At 66.7% G+C, this 18306-nt stretch carries 31 protein-coding genes; 28 read left to right on the top strand and 3 right to left on the bottom strand.

The annotated features are described in order from the left end of the window. Nucleotides 1-2 precede the first annotated feature (2 nt). From rpsS to AB0N22_RS09825, 20 genes are all read left to right on the top strand, one after another. A complete protein-coding gene (gene rpsS / locus AB0N22_RS09920; RefSeq protein ID WP_056209436.1) occupies nucleotides 3-284 on the top strand; it encodes a 30S ribosomal protein S19 in 282 nt (93 codons plus the stop codon). Next, entirely contained in the window at nucleotides 281-739 is a 459-nt protein-coding gene (gene rplV, locus AB0N22_RS09915; protein WP_364638893.1) for a 50S ribosomal protein L22, read from the top strand. Before rpsS ends, rplV begins: the two co-directional genes overlap by 4 nt. Then, nucleotides 739-1578, top strand: coding sequence for a 30S ribosomal protein S3 (gene rpsC, locus AB0N22_RS09910; RefSeq protein WP_364638890.1), 840 nt, complete (start codon nucleotides 739-741; stop codon nucleotides 1576-1578). Before rplV ends, rpsC begins: the two co-directional genes overlap by 1 nt. Next, nucleotides 1578-1997, top strand: coding sequence for a 50S ribosomal protein L16 (gene rplP / locus AB0N22_RS09905; protein WP_364638887.1), 420 nt, complete (start codon nucleotides 1578-1580; stop codon nucleotides 1995-1997). The genes rpsC and rplP overlap by 1 nt, the downstream gene beginning before the upstream one ends. Further along, the gene (gene rpmC / locus AB0N22_RS09900; protein ID WP_056209429.1) at nucleotides 1997-2221 is read left to right on the top strand and encodes a 50S ribosomal protein L29; all 225 of its coding nucleotides are present in this window, start codon (nucleotides 1997-1999) and stop codon (nucleotides 2219-2221) included. Before rplP ends, rpmC begins: the two co-directional genes overlap by 1 nt. Next, the gene (rpsQ, locus tag AB0N22_RS09895; RefSeq protein ID WP_364638884.1) at nucleotides 2218-2505 is read left to right on the top strand and encodes a 30S ribosomal protein S17; all 288 of its coding nucleotides are present in this window, start codon (nucleotides 2218-2220) and stop codon (nucleotides 2503-2505) included. The genes rpmC and rpsQ overlap by 4 nt, the downstream gene beginning before the upstream one ends. 10 nt (nucleotides 2506-2515) lie before the next feature. Beyond that, the gene (rplN, locus tag AB0N22_RS09890) at nucleotides 2516-2884 is read left to right on the top strand and encodes a 50S ribosomal protein L14 (protein ID WP_056209423.1); all 369 of its coding nucleotides are present in this window, start codon (nucleotides 2516-2518) and stop codon (nucleotides 2882-2884) included. Nucleotide 2885: 1 nt separating this feature from the next. Next, complete coding sequence (gene rplX / locus AB0N22_RS09885) at nucleotides 2886-3248, top strand: 50S ribosomal protein L24 (protein WP_364638881.1); 363 nt, start codon at nucleotides 2886-2888, stop codon at nucleotides 3246-3248. Nucleotides 3249-3250: 2 nt separating this feature from the next. Beyond that, a complete protein-coding gene (gene rplE / locus AB0N22_RS09880) occupies nucleotides 3251-3808 on the top strand; it encodes a 50S ribosomal protein L5 (protein ID WP_364638878.1) in 558 nt (185 codons plus the stop codon). A gap of 1 nt (nucleotide 3809) precedes the next feature. Beyond that, complete coding sequence (locus AB0N22_RS09875; protein WP_056209415.1) at nucleotides 3810-3995, top strand: type Z 30S ribosomal protein S14; 186 nt, start codon at nucleotides 3810-3812, stop codon at nucleotides 3993-3995. 69 nt (nucleotides 3996-4064) lie between these two features. Then, a complete protein-coding gene (gene rpsH, locus AB0N22_RS09870) occupies nucleotides 4065-4472 on the top strand; it encodes a 30S ribosomal protein S8 (RefSeq protein ID WP_364638874.1) in 408 nt (135 codons plus the stop codon). A gap of 15 nt (nucleotides 4473-4487) precedes the next feature. After that, a complete protein-coding gene (gene rplF, locus AB0N22_RS09865; RefSeq protein WP_364638872.1) occupies nucleotides 4488-5030 on the top strand; it encodes a 50S ribosomal protein L6 in 543 nt (180 codons plus the stop codon). Nucleotides 5031-5032: 2 nt separating this feature from the next. After that, entirely contained in the window at nucleotides 5033-5416 is a 384-nt protein-coding gene (rplR, locus tag AB0N22_RS09860) for a 50S ribosomal protein L18 (protein WP_364638869.1), read from the top strand. Beyond that, on the top strand, nucleotides 5416-6033 hold the full coding sequence (gene rpsE / locus AB0N22_RS09855; protein ID WP_364638866.1) for a 30S ribosomal protein S5: 618 nt from the start codon (nucleotides 5416-5418) through the stop codon (nucleotides 6031-6033). The genes rplR and rpsE overlap by 1 nt, the downstream gene beginning before the upstream one ends. Continuing rightward, the gene (gene rpmD, locus AB0N22_RS09850) at nucleotides 6033-6215 is read left to right on the top strand and encodes a 50S ribosomal protein L30 (RefSeq protein ID WP_056209399.1); all 183 of its coding nucleotides are present in this window, start codon (nucleotides 6033-6035) and stop codon (nucleotides 6213-6215) included. The genes rpsE and rpmD overlap by 1 nt, the downstream gene beginning before the upstream one ends. 1 nt (nucleotide 6216) lies before the next feature. Further along, nucleotides 6217-6660 carry a 50S ribosomal protein L15 gene (rplO, locus tag AB0N22_RS09845; RefSeq protein ID WP_364638863.1) on the top strand — a complete coding sequence of 148 codons (444 nt, stop codon included), beginning with the start codon at nucleotides 6217-6219 and terminating at the stop codon, nucleotides 6658-6660. A 125-nt stretch (nucleotides 6661-6785) separates the two neighbouring features. Next, on the top strand, nucleotides 6786-8090 hold the full coding sequence (secY, locus tag AB0N22_RS09840; protein ID WP_364638860.1) for a preprotein translocase subunit SecY: 1305 nt from the start codon (nucleotides 6786-6788) through the stop codon (nucleotides 8088-8090). After that, entirely contained in the window at nucleotides 8090-8653 is a 564-nt protein-coding gene (locus AB0N22_RS09835; protein ID WP_364638857.1) for an adenylate kinase, read from the top strand. The genes secY and AB0N22_RS09835 overlap by 1 nt, the downstream gene beginning before the upstream one ends. A gap of 16 nt (nucleotides 8654-8669) precedes the next feature. Continuing rightward, nucleotides 8670-9482: a type I methionyl aminopeptidase gene (gene map / locus AB0N22_RS09830; protein WP_364638855.1), complete on the top strand. Its 813-nt coding sequence runs from the start codon at nucleotides 8670-8672 to the stop codon at nucleotides 9480-9482. Nucleotides 9483-9486: 4 nt separating this feature from the next. Then, nucleotides 9487-9909, top strand: coding sequence for a hypothetical protein (locus AB0N22_RS09825; RefSeq protein WP_364638852.1), 423 nt, complete (start codon nucleotides 9487-9489; stop codon nucleotides 9907-9909). A 32-nt stretch (nucleotides 9910-9941) separates the two neighbouring features. On the opposite strand, the gene AB0N22_RS09820 is transcribed toward AB0N22_RS09825, so the two are convergent. From AB0N22_RS09820 to ddaH, 3 genes are all read right to left on the bottom strand, one after another. Further along, complete coding sequence (locus AB0N22_RS09820; RefSeq protein ID WP_364638849.1) at nucleotides 9942-10715, bottom strand: sigma-70 family RNA polymerase sigma factor; 774 nt, start codon at nucleotides 10713-10715, stop codon at nucleotides 9942-9944. A gap of 152 nt (nucleotides 10716-10867) precedes the next feature. Next, nucleotides 10868-12718, bottom strand: coding sequence for a CHAP domain-containing protein (locus AB0N22_RS09815; protein WP_364638846.1), 1851 nt, complete (start codon nucleotides 12716-12718; stop codon nucleotides 10868-10870). A gap of 80 nt (nucleotides 12719-12798) precedes the next feature. Continuing rightward, complete coding sequence (gene ddaH, locus AB0N22_RS09810; RefSeq protein ID WP_364638843.1) at nucleotides 12799-13668, bottom strand: dimethylargininase; 870 nt, start codon at nucleotides 13666-13668, stop codon at nucleotides 12799-12801. A gap of 144 nt (nucleotides 13669-13812) precedes the next feature. Here ddaH and AB0N22_RS09805 point away from each other — a divergent pair, with 144 nt between their 5' ends. The 8 genes from AB0N22_RS09805 (at nucleotide 13813) to rplQ (ending at nucleotide 18146) form a co-directional block, all read left to right on the top strand. Beyond that, nucleotides 13813-14280 (top strand): Lrp/AsnC family transcriptional regulator, encoded by a 468-nt coding sequence (locus AB0N22_RS09805; protein WP_364638840.1) that lies wholly within the window; start codon nucleotides 13813-13815, stop codon nucleotides 14278-14280. Nucleotides 14281-14446: 166 nt separating this feature from the next. Next, on the top strand, nucleotides 14447-14668 hold the full coding sequence (gene infA / locus AB0N22_RS09800) for a translation initiation factor IF-1 (RefSeq protein WP_007078610.1): 222 nt from the start codon (nucleotides 14447-14449) through the stop codon (nucleotides 14666-14668). 35 nt (nucleotides 14669-14703) lie between these two features. Then, entirely contained in the window at nucleotides 14704-14817 is a 114-nt protein-coding gene (gene rpmJ, locus AB0N22_RS09795; RefSeq protein ID WP_007540807.1) for a 50S ribosomal protein L36, read from the top strand. A 174-nt stretch (nucleotides 14818-14991) separates the two neighbouring features. Then, the gene (gene rpsM, locus AB0N22_RS09790; RefSeq protein WP_364638835.1) at nucleotides 14992-15360 is read left to right on the top strand and encodes a 30S ribosomal protein S13; all 369 of its coding nucleotides are present in this window, start codon (nucleotides 14992-14994) and stop codon (nucleotides 15358-15360) included. A 6-nt stretch (nucleotides 15361-15366) separates the two neighbouring features. Further along, complete coding sequence (rpsK, locus tag AB0N22_RS09785; protein ID WP_118394366.1) at nucleotides 15367-15762, top strand: 30S ribosomal protein S11; 396 nt, start codon at nucleotides 15367-15369, stop codon at nucleotides 15760-15762. Nucleotides 15763-15804: 42 nt separating this feature from the next. Next, entirely contained in the window at nucleotides 15805-16413 is a 609-nt protein-coding gene (rpsD, locus tag AB0N22_RS09780; protein WP_056209369.1) for a 30S ribosomal protein S4, read from the top strand. 71 nt (nucleotides 16414-16484) lie between these two features. Next, on the top strand, nucleotides 16485-17495 hold the full coding sequence (locus tag AB0N22_RS09775) for a DNA-directed RNA polymerase subunit alpha (protein ID WP_364638830.1): 1011 nt from the start codon (nucleotides 16485-16487) through the stop codon (nucleotides 17493-17495). A 51-nt stretch (nucleotides 17496-17546) separates the two neighbouring features. Beyond that, nucleotides 17547-18146, top strand: coding sequence for a 50S ribosomal protein L17 (rplQ, locus tag AB0N22_RS09770; protein ID WP_364638827.1), 600 nt, complete (start codon nucleotides 17547-17549; stop codon nucleotides 18144-18146). The last annotated feature ends 160 nt before the right edge of the window (nucleotides 18147-18306 follow it).

Here is an 18306-nt window from a genome sequence, read left to right as displayed (position 1 = left end):
AGATGCCACGCAGTTTGAAGAAGGGCCCGTTCGTTGACGGGCACCTCGAGAAGAAGGTCGACGCGCAGAACGCCGCCGACACTCACACCGTGATCAAGACCTGGTCGCGTCGCTCGATGATCCTGCCGTCCTTCATCGGACACACGATCGCCGTGCACGACGGCCGCAAGCACGTGCCCGTGTTCATCACGGACTCGATGGTGGGTCACAAGCTGGGCGAGTTCGCCCCGACCCGCACGTTCCGCGGTCACGAGAAGGACGACCGGAAGGCGAAGAGGCGATGAGTGCAGCTACCCGTGAGAGCGTCAGCGCTCGACGTGAGCGTCTGCTGGGCGACGAGCCCGGCGCGTTCGCCGTCGCTCGCTTCGTTCGCGTCACCGCGCAGAAGTCGCGCCGCATCGCGGACCTGATCCGCGGCGACTCCGTCGAGAACGCCTTGGCCACCCTGCAGTTCGCGCCGCAGGCCGTCGCCGAGAACTTCTACAAGCTCGTCGACAGCGCCGCGGCCAACGCCGAGACGACTGAAGGCCTCGACCGCGCCGACCTGGTCATCACCACGGTCCTGGTCGACGAGGGCCCGACGATGAAGCGCTGGCGCCCGCGCGCCAAGGGTGCGGCCAACCGCATCCTCAAGCGCAGCAGCCACCTGACCGTGGTCGTGCAGCCCCGCGAGGTCGTCCAGGCCAAGCTGGACGCGGCCAACATCAAGAACTCCAAGAAGAAGGGCGGGAACCGATAGTGGGACAGAAGATCAACCCGCACGGGTTCCGACTGGGCATCTCGACGGATCACAAGAGTCGTTGGTACGCCGACAAGCTCTACAAGAGCTACGTCGGCGAGGACGTCAAGATCCGCAAGATGCTCACCAAGGGCATGGACCGCGCCGGCATCAGCCGTGTCGAGATCGAGCGCACGCGTGACCGCGTACGCGTCGACATCCACACCGCTCGCCCCGGCATCGTCATCGGCCGCCGTGGCGCCGAGGCCGACCGCATCCGCGGCGACCTCGAGAAGCTCACGGGCAAGCAGGTGCAGCTGAACATCCTCGAGGTCAAGAACCCCGAGATGGACGCGCAGCTGGTCGCCCAGGGCGTTGCCGAGCAGCTCTCGGGTCGCGTGCAGTTCCGTCGCGCGATGCGCAAGGCCATGCAGACGACGATGCGCAGCGGTGCCAAGGGCATCCGCATCCAGTGCTCGGGTCGTCTCGGCGGCGCCGAGATGTCCCGCTCGGAGTTCTACCGCGAGGGCCGCGTGCCCCTGCACACGCTCCGCGCTGACGTCGACTACGGCTTCTACGAGGCCAAGACGACCTTCGGCCGCATCGGCGTGAAGGTCTGGATCTACAAGGGCGAGGTCGCGGGCACCCGCGCCGAGCGCGAGGCCGAGGCGGCCAAGCGTGCCGCCGCTCCCGGCAGCCGTCGTCCCGCCCGTGGTGGCGCAGCCGGTGGCGCCCGTCGCCCCGAGCGTCCCGCTCGCGACGACGCCGCTCCGGCGGCCGACGCTGCTGCTGCAGCACCGTCCACCGCCGAAACCGTTGCCGCGCCCGCCGCTGCAGCACCTGAAGGAGGGGAAAGCTGATGTTGATGCCCCGCAGGGTCAAGTACCGCAAGCAGCACCACCCCACGCGCCGCGGCGCGGCCAAGGGTGGCACCGAGCTCGCGTTCGGTGACTATGGCATCCAGTGCGTCACCGCCGCGTACGTGACCAACCGTCAGATCGAGTCCGCTCGTATCGCGATGACGCGTCACATCAAGCGTGGCGGCAAGGTCTGGATCAACATCTACCCGGACCGCCCGCTGACCAAGAAGCCGGCCGAGACCCGCATGGGTTCCGGCAAGGGTTCGCCGGAGTGGTGGGTCGCCAACGTCAAGCCCGGACGCGTCATGTTCGAGCTGTCGGGCGTCTCCGAAGACGTGGCCCGCGAGGCGATGCGCCGCGCGATCCACAAGCTCCCCATGAAGGCCCGATTCATCACCCGAGAGACAGGTGAGCTGTGATGGCGCAGCACACAACCGCAGCAGAGCTGCGCAGCGTCGCTTCCGACGACCTGGCGGCCAAGCTGTCAGAGGCCAAGGAAGAGCTGTTCAACCTGCGCTTCCAGAACGCCACCGGTCAGCTCGACAACACCGCCCGGCTTCGGGCAGTGCGCAAGGACATCGCCCGGATCTACACCGTCATGCGTGAGCGCGAGCTCGGCATCGTCGAGGAGGTCCAGGCATGACCGACAAGAAGACGAAGGACGAGGCAGTGACCGAACGTACAGCGCGCAAGACCTTCGAGGGGCTCGTTGTCAGCGACAAGATGGACAAGACCGTCGTGGTCAACGTCGAAGAGCGCGTCAAGCACGCGCGCTACGGCAAGGTCCTGCGTCGCAACATCAAGTTCAAGGCTCACGACGAGGCGAACGACGCCGGCATCGGTGACCGTGTCCTGATCATGGAGACACGTCCACTGTCCGCCACCAAGCGTTGGCGCATCGTGGAGATCCTCGAGAAGGCCAAGTAGGAGACGACAGATGATTCAGCAGGAGTCGCGACTCAAGGTCGCCGACAACACCGGTGCCAAGGAGATCCTTTGCATCCGTGTCCTCGGTGGCTCAGGTCGGCGCTACGCGGGCATCGGCGACACGATCGTCGCCACTGTCAAGGACGCCATCCCCGGCGGAAACGTCAAGAAGGGTGATGTCGTCAAGGCTGTCGTCGTGCGCACCGTCAAGGAGCGCCGTCGTCCGGATGGTTCGTACATCAAGTTCGACGAGAACGCAGCCGTGATCCTCAAGGCCGATGGCGACCCGCGCGGTACGCGCATCTTCGGTCCCGTAGGCCGTGAACTTCGCGATAAGAAGTTCATGCGCATCATTTCGCTCGCACCGGAGGTGCTCTGAGATGGCCCGCAAAGGCACCATCAGCATTCGCAAGGGTGACCAGGTCAAGGTCATCGCTGGCAAGGACAAGGGCGTGACCGGCTCGGTGATCGAAGTGATCGCCGACCAGAACCGCGTCATCGTCGAGGGCGTCAACCGCGTCAAGCGTCACACCAAGCCTTCGCAGGCCGGTGGCGCAGGCTCGGGCGGCATCATCACCAGCGAGGCTCCGATCCACATCTCCAACGTGATGCTGCTGACCGACAAGACGCCGACTCGCGTCGGCTACCGCCGGGACGACGTCACCAAGAGCCGCCCCGACGGATCCACCTACACCGCGCAGCGCAGCGTGCGCATCGCGAAGAAGACCGGAAAGGAGATCTGAATATGGCCACCACCACCGCACCGCGGCTCAAGACGCGCTACCGCGAAGAGATCCTTCCGGCGCTTCGTGAGCAGTTCGACTACCAGAACGTCATGCAGGTTCCCGGCCTCACCAAGATCGTCGTCAACATGGGCGTCGGCGAGGCTGCCCGCGACGGCAAGCTGATCGAGGGCGCGCTCCGCGACCTCACCGCCATCACGGGACAGAAGCCGCAGGTCACCAAGGCCCGCAAGTCCATCGCGCAGTTCAAGCTGCGTGAGGGCATGCCGATCGGCGCGCACGTCACGCTGCGCGGCGACCGCATGTGGGAGTTCCTCGATCGTCTGCTGACGCTCGCGCTGCCCCGCATCCGTGACTTCCGCGGGCTCTCGCCCCGGCAGTTCGACGGTCGCGGCAACTACACGTTCGGTCTGACCGAGCAGGTCATGTTCCACGAGATCGATCAGGACAAGATCGACCGGTCGCGCGGCATGGACATCACGATCGTCACCACCGCCACCAACGACGACGAGGGTCGCGCGCTGCTCACGCTGCTCGGCTTCCCCTACAAGGAGAACTGACATGGCGAAGACTGGACTCAAGGTCAAGGCCGCCCGCAAGCCCAAGTTCGCGGTACGCGGCTACACCCGTTGCCAGCGCTGTGGCCGACCCCGGTCGGTCTACAAGAAGTTCGGCCTCTGCCGCATCTGCCTTCGCGAGATGGCACACCGCGGCGAGCTGCCGGGCATCACCAAGAGCTCCTGGTAACCACTCACCTCTGACAGCCGCAGGTCCGTCGCTCGACGGAAACCGCGGCAGGAACGGAACACACGAACTATGACAATGACCGATCCGATCGCCGACATGCTGACGCGTGTCCGCAACGGCAATCAGGCGTACCACGACAGCGTGTCGATGCCGTACTCCAAGCTCAAGGCCGGCGTAGCCGAGATCCTGAAGCAGGAGGGCTACATCACCGCGATCGACGTCGCCGACCCCAAGGAGGGCGAGGTGAGCAAGACGCTCACGATCACTCTCAAGTACGGGCCGCACCGCGAGCGTTCCATCGCCGGCATCCGCCGCATCAGCAAGCCGGGTCTGCGCGTCTACGCGAAGTCGACCGGCCTGCCCAAGGTGCTCGGTGGACTCGGCGTCGCGATCATCTCGACGAGCCAGGGTCTGCTCACGGACCGCCAGGCCAACCAGAAGGGCGTAGGCGGAGAAGTCCTCGCCTACGTCTGGTGAGAGGGGTCTGAACACATGTCACGCATTGGCAAGATTCCCGTCACGATCCCGGCCGGTGTCGAGGTCACGATCGAGGGCCAGGACGTCCGCGTCAAGGGCCCCAAGGGCGAGCTGTCGCACACCGTCTCGGAGCCCATCACGGTCACCAAGTCCGACGACGGCAGCCTCGCGGTCGAGCGTCCCAACGACGAGCGACGCAGCAAGGCGCTCCACGGCCTCTCGCGCACCCTGATCGCCAACATGGTCACCGGTGTCACCGAGGGCTACGAGAAGAAGCTCGAGATCGTCGGCGTCGGTTACCGCGTCCAGGCCAAGGGCCCGGCTGCGCTCGAGTTCGCGCTCGGCTTCAGCCACCCCGTCCCGGTCGAGGCTCCCGAGGGCATCACGTTCTCGGTCGAGTCGCCCACCAAGTTCGCCGTGCACGGCATCGACAAGCAGGCCGTCGGTGAGGTCGCAGCGAACATCCGCAAGATCCGCAAGCCCGAGCCCTACAAGGGCAAGGGTGTCCGCTACGCCGGCGAGCACGTCCGTCGCAAGGTCGGAAAGGCTGGTAAGTAGTCATGGCTATCTCGATCAGGCACAACAAGAGCACGAAGGGCCGTACGGCATCACGCCTGCGCCGCCAGATCCGTGGTCGCAAGAAGATCCAGGGATCCGAAGAGCGTCCGCGCCTGGTCATCACGCGCTCGAGCAAGCACATGGTCGCGCAGGTCGTCAACGACCTCGAGGGCCGCACGCTGGTCTCGGCGTCGACGATGGAGGCCGACCTGCGCTCGTCGAGCGACGACAAGACCGCCAAGGCCCGCAAGGTCGGCGCACTCGTCGCCGACCGCGCCAAGGCTGCCGGCATCGAAACCGTCGTGTTCGACCGCGCGGGCAACAAGTACGCAGGACGCGTCGCGGCACTCGCCGACGGCGCCCGTGAAGCAGGACTGGAGTTCTGATGAGCACGCAGCAGCGCCGCGGAGGCGGCGGCGGCCGCGGTCGTGGAAACGACCGTGGAGCCGAGAAGTCCAACTACATCGAGAAGGTCGTCACGATCAACCGTGTCGCCAAGGTCGTCAAGGGTGGTCGTCGCTTCAGCTTCACCGCCCTGGTGATCGTCGGCGACGGTGACGGTCAGGTCGGCATCGGCTACGGCAAGGCCAAGGAAGTCCCGACCGCGATCGCCAAGGGCGTCGAAGAGGCCAAGAAGTCCTTCTTCCGCGTCCCGCGCATCCAGGGCACGATCCCGCACCCGGTGCAGGGCGAGAAGGCGGCCGGTGTCGTCTTCCTGCGTCCCGCATCGCCCGGTACCGGCGTCATCGCCGGTGGCCCGGTGCGCGCCGTGCTCGAGGCTGCGGGCGTCCACGACGTCCTGTCGAAGTCGCTCGGCTCGTCCAACGCGATCAACATCGTCCACGCGACCGTGGCGGCCCTCAAGCTGCTCGAGTCGCCGGAGATGGTGGCCTCGCGTCGCGGCCTGACGGTCGAGGAGGTCGCTCCGGCGGCGCTCCTGCGGGCCGGCAAGGAAGGCATCGCCGAGGCCAAGGCCAAGGCAGACGCCGGAGTTGGTGCATGATGGCGAAGATCCAGGTCACCCAGGTCAAGTCCGGCATCGGCCGCAAGCCCAATCACCGTCAGACCCTGCGCACGCTCGGTCTGAAGCGCATCGGCGACGTCGTCGTCAAGGAAGATCGTCCCGAGATCCGCGGCATGGCTGCGTCCATCTCGCATCTCGTGGACGTCAAGGAGGTTGACTGACATGGCGCTCAAGCTGCATCACCTGCGCCCCGCCCCGGGAGCCAAGACTGCCAAGACCCGCGTGGGTCGCGGTGAGGGCTCGAAGGGCAAGACTGCCGGTCGTGGCACCAAGGGAACCCAGGCTCGTTACCAGGTTCCCGCGGGCTTCGAGGGCGGACAGGTTCCCATCCACATGCGACTGCCCAAGCTGAAGGGGTTCAAGAACCCGTTCCGCGAGGAGTACCAGGTCGTCAACCTCGATCGTCTCGAGGAGCTCTACCCCAAGGGTGGTGACGTCGACGTCGCGTCGCTCGTCGCCAACGGCGCGGTCCGCAAGGGTCGCCCGGTCAAGGTCCTCGGGCAGGGCGAGATCACGGTCAAGCTCCAGGTCACGGCGAACAAGTTCTCCGGGTCTGCCAAGAGCAAGATCGAAGCAGCCGGCGGCAGCGTCACCGTTCTCGGTTGATGCTGTCCGGGGCAGGACGTCACGTCCTGCCCCGGCTGCTGGGGTGACTGTTAGAGTCACTCTGCGGGCGAGAGCCCGCTTTTGTCCGTCATACCGAAGCACTCCGGTGCACGAGGAGGATCTCGGTGCTCAGCGCCTTCGTCCACGCGTTCAGGACGCCCGACCTGCGGAAGAAGATCCTCTTCGTCCTGTTCGTCATCGTGCTGTTCCGGTTGGGCTCGACCATGCCGGCCCCCGGGATCGACGTCGCCAACGTGCGCCAGTGCGTCGACAACGCGGCCACCGGTGAGAACAGCAGCCTGTTCGCCCTCATCAACGTCTTCTCCGGCGGAGCCCTGCTCCAGCTGACGGTCTTCGCGCTGGGCATCATGCCCTACATCACCGCGAGCATCATCCTGCAGCTGCTCGTCGTCGTGATCCCCCGTCTGGAGGCCCTCAAGAAGGAGGGTCAGGCCGGACAGACCAAGATCACGCAGTACACCCGCTACCTGACGCTGGGCCTCGCGATCCTGCAGGCGACCGGCATCGTGGCGCTCGCACGCAGTGGCAACCTCTTCGGCGGCTCCTGCAACCTCGACCTGCTCTACCGCCAGGACAGCATCCTGTCCTTCCTTCTGATCGTCCTCACGATGGTCGCGGGCACTGCGGTCATCATGTGGCTCGGTGAGCTCATCACCGACCGCGGCATCGGCAACGGCATGTCCATCCTGATCTTCACGCAGGTCGTCGCCACGTTCCCCGGCGCGATGTGGCTCATCAAAGAGCAGAAGGGCTGGACGACGTTCAGCATCGTGGTGCTGATCGGCCTCGTGATCGTCGCGGCGGTCATCTTCATCGAGCAGGCGCAGCGCCGCATCCCGGTGCAGTACGCCAAGCGCATGGTCGGCCGACGCATGTTCGGCGGCTCCTCGACGTACATCCCGCTCAAGGTCAACCAAGCCGGTATCATCCCGGTCATCTTCGCCTCGAGCCTCATGTACCTCCCGGCGCTGATGGCGCAGTTCAACTCGAGCGCCTCGTGGGCCGTGTGGGTCAACGACAACTTCGTCCGCGGTGACCACCCGCTCTACATGCTGTCGTTCTTCCTCCTGATCGTGTTCTTCACGTACTTCTACGTGTCGATCACGTTCAACCCCGAAGAGGTCGCCGACAACATGAAGAAGTACGGCGGCTTCATCCCGGGCATCCGCGCGGGCCGACCGACCCAGGACTACCTCGCGTACGTCCTGAGCCGCATCACGGCACCCGGCGCGCTCTACCTCGGCCTGATCGCCCTGATCCCGATGATCGCGATCGCGGTCCTCAACGCGAGCCAGAACTTCCCGTTCGGCGGCACGACGATCCTCATCATCGTGGGCGTCGGGCTCGACACGGTCAAGCAGATCGAGAGCCAGCTGCAGCAGCGCAACTACGAAGGGTTCCTCAAGTAATGCGGCTGCTGATCATGGGTCCCCCCGGCGCCGGCAAGGGAACCCAGGCCGTGGCGCTCGCGAAGCGCATCGGTGGCGCCCACATCTCCACCGGCGACATCTTCCGCGCCAACGTGCAGCAGCAGACCGAGCTCGGCAAGGCCGCGCAGCGCTTCATGGACGCCGGCGAGTACGTCCCCGACGAGGTCACCAACGCGATGGTCGAGGACCGGCTCGCGCAGGACGATGCCCGTGAGGCGTTCATCCTCGACGGCTACCCGCGCACGGTCGACCAGGTCCACACCCTCGATCGCATCCTCGACGGCTTCGGCACGAAGCTCGACGGCGTGCTCGAGCTCGTCGTGGATCCCGAGGAGCTGATCCAGCGGCTGCTCAAGCGCGCCGAGACCAGCGGCCGTGCCGACGACACCGAAGAGGTCATCCGGCACCGCCAGGAGGTCTACACCGCCGAGACGGCTCCGCTGCTCGAGGTCTACGGCTCCCGCGGGCTCGTCATCGAGGTCGACGGCATGGGCGAGGTCGACGAGGTCACCCGAAGGATCGACGCCGCCCTGCCCTCGTGAGGGCGAGCTTCTAGCGATGTTCGAACGCGGCATCGAGATCAAGACGCCGGCTCAGATCGAGTCGATGCGCGAGGCTGGGCTCGTCGTGGCATCGACGCTCGAGCTGCTTCGTCGCTCCGCGGTCGCAGGGATCACCACGGCAGAGCTGGACTCGATCGCCCACGACCACATCCGGTCGCAGGGCGCGACGTCCAACTTCCTCGGCTACCACGGCTTCACCGGAGTGATCTGCACGTCGGTCAACGACCAGGTGGTGCACGGCATCCCGGGCACCCGAGTGCTGCGAGACGGCGACATCATCTCGATCGACTGCGGCGCGATCGTCGACGGCTGGCACGGCGACGCCGCCACGACCGTCGCGATCGGCGACGTGCCCGCTGAGGTCGCCGACCTGATGCGCGTGACGGAGCAGGCGTTGTGGCGCGGCATCGCGGCCGCCCGCCTCGGCGGCCGGGTCTCCGACATCAGCCACGCGGTCGAGGCGACCGTCGATGCTGCCGGCGACTTCGGCATCGTCGAGGGCTACACCGGTCACGGCATCGGCTCCGCGATGCACCAGCCGCCCAACGTCCCGAACTACGGCAAGGCCGGTCGCGGACCCAAGCTCGTCAAGGGACTGGCGCTGGCGGTGGAGCCGATGGTGACCCTCGGCTCGCCCGAGACGCGTACGCTCGCGGACGACTGGACCGTCGTCACGACCGACGGGTCATGGGCCGCGCACTACGAGCACACCTTCACGATCACCGATGCCGGGTTGTGGGTGCTCACCGCGGCCGACGGCGGCCAGTCCCGGCTGGCCGAGCTGGGTGTGCCCTACGGGGGACACTGAACGCATGAGGCTGATGGTCGCGGTGGGCGCCATGCTCCTCGTCGCGGCCTGCGGCACGTCAGAACCGCCGTCTGATCATCCTGCGAGACCGTCGAGCACGCCCGCCACCACCACCCTGGCACCGACCCTCTCGTCTGCGGAGGCTGCGGTCGACGCGCTCATGCGGGCTCTCGACGCCGGCGACTGCGCGGCGGCCAGGCGCCTCGTCCTGTCGCCGGCGGAGCTTACGTGTGACCTCGTGACGCAGTCCGAGGACTCGTTCGCCGCCGAGGGCATCGACCTCGACGAGGTCGTCTATCGGGCCGGCGCGGTGCACGGGTCGAGCAGCACGGTGCGCATCACCTGGGGCAACGGCTACCCGACCGAGTCGTACGACGTGCAGAAGGTCGGCGGCCGCTGGAAGGTCGTGTTCGACTCCGCCGCCTGAGGACAGGGGTCTCGCGGCCGTGCGGTCGGACGCTATGCGAGCCGGGCCGCGCCGCCCACGGCGGCGTTGACGTCCTCCAGCTCGACCCTGATCGCAACGCATGCCCTGCACACGCCCAGATGGGCGCGGACCTGGACCTCACGATGGCCCCGCAGCGTCCGGCGCACGAGAGCGGGGAGGTCGGCCCGGGCCTCGCGGCACGACCGGCTCGGCTGCGCCGTGTCGCTGGCGAGGTGCTGCTTGAGGTAGGCCTCGCGCAGGGCAGCGCGGGCGCGGTAGGCCAACGCCGAGACACCATTGGGTGACAGGTCGAGGGCATCTGCCAGCTCCTGCGGCTTGCGGCGCTCGACCTCGATCTGCCACAGGACGGTCCGCCACCGCTCGGGCAGCGACATGTACGCAGCGCGGACCGCGGCGGTCTCGAACCCGTCGAGCTGTCCTGCACGCGGCCCGATCAACGAGTCGACGGCGGCGTCGTCGGAGGAGGGCACGAGGCGTCGCCGCGCCTTGGATCGACGTGCGGAGTCGTGCCGGATGGTCGTGAAGAGATAGGCCCGGAAGGAGGTCAGGGGTCCCTTGCCCCGCTGCAGGAGCTCGAGCACCTGGGCGAAGGACTCCGAGACGACGTCGTCGGCCTCCTCGTGCATGCCGAGGTGACGCGCCAGGCGATGGGCCGCGAAGGAGTGTCGGTCGTAGAGCGCCGCATAGGCGTCATCGACGCCGCTCCGCGCGAGGTCGACGAGGTCGGCGTCACCGAGCTCCGAGAGGTCTGGCCGATCCCCGTCGTCAGATGGTCGTGCGGTCATGTGCGTCCCCTGGGAGTGAGCAGCAGGAGATCCCTGTCGAGATCGTCCACCCCCCGGTGCGCCGTGTGTCACGGCTTGGAGGTGAGACGGCTCGCGAAGCGGTTCATGACGCGCGACAGTGACACTTTGTTCGGTGTGGCGGCCGACCGGGCTCAGGAAGCGCGTCGAGCGGCTGTCAGGACGACGACCGTGGTGTAGCCGGGTGCCGAGACCGTGACCCGTACCGAGATCAACGATCCGACGTCGCCGCTGCTGATCCGGCGGGTGCTTCCCGTAAACCCCTTGAGCACCTGGCCGTCCCGCAACCACTGGTAGCGACGGGTCGCCGCCGACGGCACGTGCACACCCGGATCCAGGGTCACGACCTGACCGGCCCTCAGGGTCCCCGTGATGCGGGGCTGCGTGGTGAACCGGATACGTCCGTACGCCACCGCTGCCGTGCCGGTCGAGACGGCCGACGCGCTGGTGTAGCCGGCCTGGCGTGCCGTGACCCGGACATAGATCGTCTTGCCTCGTTGGGCAGCCTTCGGGATGAACGTGCGGCCCGTCGCGCCCGCCACGGCGACACCACCGGCGTACCACTGATAGGTGTGCTCGGCGGGCGCCGACCAGGTGCCCGGCGCCGCCACCAGTGCCGAGCCGACCCGCGGGGTGCCGGCGATGGTCGGTCGGGTCTGCACGCTGAGCACGCCTCGGGCCACGGAGGCGCTCGGTGCAGAGGCGGCGCGAGCGGTCTCGTAGCCGGCTCGGCTGGCGACCACCTCGACCGACACCGAGCGGCCGACGTCCTGCCCACGAGGTGTGAACGTACGGTCGTCGGCTCCGGGGACCACCTGTCCGTCGACCGACCAAGCGTACGCATAGCTGAGCCCGGGCTTGGACCACGCGCCGACCCTTGCGGTCAGCGGGGAGCCGACCTGGGGGCTGCCGACGACGTATGGTCGCTCGGTGTTGGCCAGCAGTCCGGGAAGAGTGGCGGGCGCGGGTGCGGAGACGGAGGTCACCGGCTGGTAGCCGCTGCGGCTTGCTGTGACGGCGAAGGCGAGCTGCTGGCCCGCGAGCTCGGGGCCCGGTGAGAACGTGCGACCGGTCGCGCCGGCGATCTTCGCGCCGTCAGCCAGCCACTGGTAGGTGTAGACGTTGCCGGTCGGGCTCCACCGGCCTGCTGTCGTCGCGGTGACGGGCTCGTCCACGCGAGGGGTGCCGCCGACCGCCGGCAGGGACACGCTGCTGATGCTGCCGGGGCCGACCGTGGTCGACGGGGAGGTCGCGGAGACGGTGGGATAGCTCGCACGGGTGGCGGTCACCCTGATCGCCAGCGGCTTGCCGAGCTGGGCGGTGGTGGGGGTGAAGGTGCGGGCGGTCGCGCCGGAGATCTTGGTCCCGTCGGACAGCCACTGGTAGGCGTACGTGTTGCCGGTGGGGCTCCAGGTGCCGCCTGACGCCGTGAGCGGCTCGCCCACCTTGACCGTGCCCTTGATCGCCGGTCGCGTCGTGTTGGTGATCGAGGGGTCCTTGAAGTGGATGAAGCCGTCGGGCCACCCGGAGCCGGACTTGGTGATCTTGCGCCAGTCGAAGGCGCCGCTCCAGTTGGACTCTGACACCCAGATCTCGCTCGACGACACCACCTTCTCGACGTACGCGACGTGGTGGCCGGTCCGGCCCCACCACGCGACTGATCCCACGGTCGGCGTGGAGTTCGTGATCGAGGACATCGCGAAGCCCCAGTCCTCGGCGTTGCCGACACCTGCCTTGGGGCGGACGTTGGGCATCCCGTTCGTGGTGACCAGGCGGTAGGCGACGTAGTTGGTGCAGTTGGTGCCGGTGTACATCCGCCAGTAGCTCGTCGACTTGTGGGTCGCGTAGCCGAAGTGTGAGTAGCCCTTGTCGCTGCAGCCGGAGTAGCCCGTGCAGATCAGCGAGGAGCCCGCCTGGGCGGGGCTGATCGGGGCCAGAACGGCAGCGCAAAATAGCACGGCGAGGAGGACCCGAGAGCGCGACACGCGGTTACCCTACGTGACTGGTGTGACTGGTGGGAATGAATTGAACTGAATTACAACAGTGGTACTTGCTGCGGTCGGGCCTAGCGGTGGAGCTCCATCGTGCAGCACTTCACGCTGCCGCCCGACTTGAGGAACTCGCCGAGATCGACGGGCACGGGTGTGTATCCCCGCGACGTGAGGGTGGCCGCGAGACCCTTGGCCGCCGACGGCAGCACGACGTGGTGCCCGTCGCTCACGGCGTTGAGTCCCAGCACCAAGGCGTCGGCCTCGGAGCAGATGACGGCATCGGGGAACAGCTCGCGCAGCGTGCGCTGGCTGTGCCTGCTGAACGCGCCGGGGTAGTAGGCGATGTCGGCGGGCGCGTCGCCGTTGCCGTCGTCCAGCACCGCGATCGCGACGTCGAGGTGATAGAACCGCGGGTCCACGAGCTCGAGCGAGACCACGGGACGGTCGAGGGCCTCTGCTGCCTCGATGTGTGCCGCGAGGGACGTCCGGAAACCGGTGCCGGCCAGGATCATCGAGCCGAGGGCCAGGAAGTCGCCCTCGCCCTCGTTGGTGTGGCCGGGCTCGGCGACGCTGACACCCGAAAGGCGCAGCCACGTCGCGTACGCGTGGCCCTCGGCGGAGCGCTCGGGGAAGCGGAACCTGGCGCCGTACGCCCGGCCGCCCACCACGAGCCCACCGTTCGCTGCGAACACCATGTCCGGCTGCCCGACCATCGGCTCGATGAGGTCGACCCGGTGTCCCAGGCTGAGGTAGGTGTTGCGCAGGACCTCCCACTGCAGGTGGGCGCGCTTGGCGTTGACCGGGTTGGTCGGGTCCATCCACGGGTTGATCGCGTAGGTGACCTCGAAATGGGTGGGCTCGCACATCAGGTAGTGGCGAGTTCTCGACGCGCGGACGTACGGAGCGGTGGTGCGGACAGCGGTACGGGTGTCGAGAACGGTCAACGTGAGCCTCCAGAGATCTGACCTGCGCAATGAATCAATGCTAGGGCTGGTCGCCGTGGCGCAACGAATCAGAAACCGACGATTCGCCCAGCGATTTCTTGCGCGTATACGCATTTTGCGAAGGATTCTTGCAATACTGGCTCGATGGACGATCTGGACCGCCGGCTCATCGGCTGCCTGCTCGAGGACGGCCGGGCCGGCTATGCCGCGATCGGAGACCGCATCGGTCTGTCGGCGCCCGCCGTCAAGCGCCGGATGGACCGGCTGCTGGCCGATGGGGTCATCAGCGGATTCACCGCGGTGCTCGATCCGGACCTGGTGGGCTGGAGCACCGAGGCCTACGTCGAGGTGCACTGCAAGGGCACGATCTCGCCTGACGAGCTCCGCGCCGCCTTCAGCCGGGTGCCCGAGGTGCATGCCGCGGCAACCGTGACCGGTGCAGCCGACGCGATCCTGCACATCGTGGCCAAGGACGTGCGTGACCTCGAGCGTGCGCTCGAGCGGGTCCGCGTCGAGACCGACAACATCGACCACACCGAGACCGCGATCGTGCTGTCCCGCCTCATCGAGCGGTACGGTCCGGGGCAGAGCGAGTTCAGCCCACCCGGCTGAGCCGGTCGCGGTCCCCGCGATTTGAGTCTGCCGCCTGTGTGAGCGTAGAATCGGGAGTCGGCCTTTTCAGGTCCGCATTCCCATGTCGTGGTCACCGCTCAGGCGGCTGCGCTGAGGTGCGCCGGAACGGGTCGATCGGCCAGACAAGCGACACAAAGAAGAGGTTATGGCGAAAAAAGAAGGCGTCATCGAGATGGAAGGCGCCGTCGTAGAGGCACTTCCCAACGCGATGTTCCGCGTGGAGCTGGCCAACGGCCACAAGGTTCTCGCGCACATCAGCGGCAAGATGCGCCAGCACTACATCCGCATCCTCCCCGAGGACCGCGTTGTGGTGGAGCTCTCGCCGTACGACCTCTCCCGCGGCCGCATCGTCTACCGCTACAAGTAAATCCACCACGTTCAGATCCCAAAGAGAGAATCTCGATGAAGGTCAACCCGAGCGTGAAGAAGATCTGTGACAAGTGCAAGGTGATCCGTCGCCACGGCAACGTCATGGTGATCTGCGAGAACCCGCGTCACAAGCAGCGCCAGGGCTGAGCAGAGTTCTTCACACAGCAACACGAAACATCTGATCGCTCCCGTCACAGCACGATCGTGGCGGGTCACCTCCGGAAGCGAAGGCCGGAGCCCGACTCAGGATCGTCCAAGATCCTGGAGGCAGTCGGGATGCATCAGGTGGCCATACCTCGCCGAATGGAAGGAACTGCCTAGATGGCACGCCTCGTAGGAGTCGACCTCCCGCGCGAAAAGCGCATCGAGATCGCACTCACGTATGTATTCGGGATCGGCCGCACCCGCGCCGCCGAGACCCTCGCAGCAACCGGCATCAGCCCGGACAAGCGCGTCCACGAGCTCGACGACACCGACCTCGTCGCTCTGCGCGATCACATCGAAGCGAACTACCAGACCGAGGGCGACCTGCGTCGTACGGTCACCGGTGACATTCGCCGCAAGATGGAGATCGGCAGCTACCAGGGCCGTCGCCACCGTGCGCACCTGCCCGTTCGTGGCCAGCGCACCAAGACCAACGCGCGTACCCGCAAGGGCCCCAAGCGCACCGTCGCCGGAAAGAAGAAGTGATAGCGCATGCCTCCTAAGACAGCTGGCAAGAAGGTTCGCCGCAAGGAGAAGAAGAACGTCGTTCAGGGCGAAGCCCACATCAAGAGCACGTTCAACAACACCCACGTCACCATCACGGACCCCTCGGGCGCCGTGATCGCATGGGCCTCCGGCGGAACCGTCGGATTCAAGGGCTCGCGCAAGTCGACGCCGTTCGCAGCCGGCATGGCTGCCGAGTCGGCCGGTCGTCAGGCGATGGAGCACGGGATGAAGAAGGTCGACGTCTTCGTGAAGGGCCCCGGTTCGGGCCGCGAGACGGCGATCCGGTCGCTGAGCGGAGTCGGCCTCGAGGTCGGCACCATCTCCGACGTGACCCCCAGCCCGCACAACGGCTGCCGTCCTCCCAAGCACCGTCGTCTCTGACGACTGCCCACGACTTACACAGTTTCCTAGGAGCTATCAACCATGGCCCGTTACACCGGACCTCTCACCAAGAAGTCGCGCCGTCTCGGCATCGACCTCGTCGGTGGTGACGCTGCATTCGAAAAGCGTCCTTACCCCCCCGGCCAGCACGGCCGCGCGCGCGTCAAGGAGTCGGAGTACCGCAACCAGCTGCTCGAGAAGCAGAAGGCGCGCTACACCTACGGCGTGCTCGAGAAGCAGTTCCGCAAGTACTACGAGCTCGCCTCGCGTCGCCCCGGCAAGACCGGCGACAACCTGCTGCAGATCCTCGAGTCGCGCCTCGACAACGTCGTCTACCGTGCCGGCTTCGCCCGCACGCGTCGTCACGCCCGCCAGCTCGTCAACCACGGACACTTCGTGGTCAACGGCGTCAAGACCGACATCCCGTCGTTCCAGGTGAGCAAGCACGACATCATCGACGTCAAGACCAAGTCGCTGGAGACCACGCCGTTCATCGTCGCGCGTGAGACCCACGACCGCGACACCGTCCCGGCCTGGCTCGACGTCGCGCCCGAGCGCGGTCGCATCCTCGTGCACAGCCAGCCGGTGCGCGAGCAGATCACGGTCCCGATCAACGAACAGCTGATCGTGGAGTTCTACTCCAAGATCTGATCTGGCCCACTCTCACCAGAGAAAAACAACCCGGACCTTCAAATAGAGGTTGGTCCGGAAAGGAAGAAACAATGCTCATCGCCCAGCGCCCCGCCCTGTCCGAAGAGGTCGTCGACGAGTTCCGTTCGCGGTTCGTCATCGAGCCCCTCGAGCCTGGCTTCGGCTACACCCTCGGCAACTCGCTGCGTCGTACGCTGCTGTCGTCGATCCCGGGTGCGTCCGTCACCTCGATCAAGATCGACGGTGTCCTGCACGAGTTCTCGACCGTCCCCGGCGTGACCGAGGACGTCACCGAGATCATCCTCAACCTGAAGGAGCTCGTGGTCTCCTCGGAGAACGACGAGCCCGTCGTCATGTACCTCCGCAAGGAGGGTGAGGGCGTCGTGACCGCCGCCGACATCCAGCCCCCGGCCGGTGTCGAGGTCCACAACCCCGACCTGCACATCGCGACGCTCAACGCCAAGGGCAAGATCGAGATCGAGCTCGTCGTCGAGCGTGGCCGCGGGTACGTGTCGGCCGTGCAGAACAAGTCCGGTGACGAAGAGATCGGCCGCATGCCGGTCGACTCGATCTACTCGCCGGTGCTCAAGGTGACCTACAAGGTCGAGGCGACCCGAGTCGAGCAGCGTACGGACTTCGACAAGCTCGTCATCGACGTCGAGACCAAGAAGTCGATCCTGCCGCGTGACGCGATCGCGTCGGCCGGTTCGACCCTGGTGGAGCTGTTCGGTCTGGCTCGTGAGCTCAACGTCGAGGCCGAGGGCATCGACATCGGTCCGTCGCCGGTCGACGAGCAGCTCGCTGCCGACCTGGCTCTGCCGATCGAGGACCTCAACTTCACGGTGCGCTCCTACAACTGCCTCAAGCGTGAGGGCGTCCACACCGTGGGCGAGCTCATCACCCGCTCGGAGCAGGACCTGCTCGACATCCGCAACTTCGGTTCGAAGTCGATCGACGAGGTCAAGGCCAAGCTCACCGAGATGGGTCTCGCGCTCAAGGACAGCCCGGCCGGTTTCGACCCGTCCGCGGCCATCGACGCGTACGACGACGACGCCAGCTTCGCCGAGGACGAGCAGTACTGACGTACTGCTCGATCTCGACGGCTCAGCCCGATTGATTTTGGAGAATAGACAATGCCCACCCCCACGAAGGGTCCCCGCCTCGGCGGTAGCCCGGCCCACCAGCGCCTGATCCTCGCCAACCTCGCTCAGAACCTGTTCGAGCACGGCAAGATCACGACGACGGAGGCCAAGGCCCGCCGCCTGCGCCCCTACGCAGAGGCGCTCATCACGAAGGCCAAGACGGACACGGTGGCCAACCGCCGCCAGGTCGTCAAGGTCATCCGTGACAAGAGCATCCTGCACACGCTGTTCACCGAGATCGGTCCCGCCATGGCGACCCGTCCCGGCGGCTACACGCGCATCACGAAGGTCGCGCCGCGCAAGGGCGACAACGCCCCCATGGCCGTCATCGAGATCGTCGAGGCCAAGCAGTTCGGCGCGCAGAACCAGACGCCCAAGAAGGCCAAGGCCACCGAGGCTGCGCCTGTCGAGGAGCCGGCTGTCGAGGAGACCGAGGTCGTCGAGACCGAGGACCTGGGGACCGACGTGCCGGTCGACGCCACCGACGATGCCGCTGTGGCGGCAGAGACGGTTGCCGAGGCGACCGACACCGAGGCGCCGGCCGCCGAGGAGGCTCCTGCAGAGGAGACCACCGAGGACGACGCCAAGTAGTCATCAGCTCGTCAGGAGACCCGTCACCGCAAGGTGGCGGGTCTTCTGCGTTCTGGCCAATCGTGGGCCCGAGGGCTGATAAATTTGCCTCCGGCGCAGCGACTGGCTGCGCTCTTTTCTTTGCGGGGGAGCACCACGCGTGTCGACGTATCGCCGGTCC

Origin of the sequence: Aeromicrobium sp. NPDC092404 (assembly GCF_040684095.1) — a bacterium.
Lineage (GTDB): Bacteria > Actinomycetota > Actinomycetes > Propionibacteriales > Nocardioidaceae > Aeromicrobium.
Note: the sequence above shows the minus strand (reverse complement) of the source record. Positions and strands in the feature narration are given on the sequence as shown.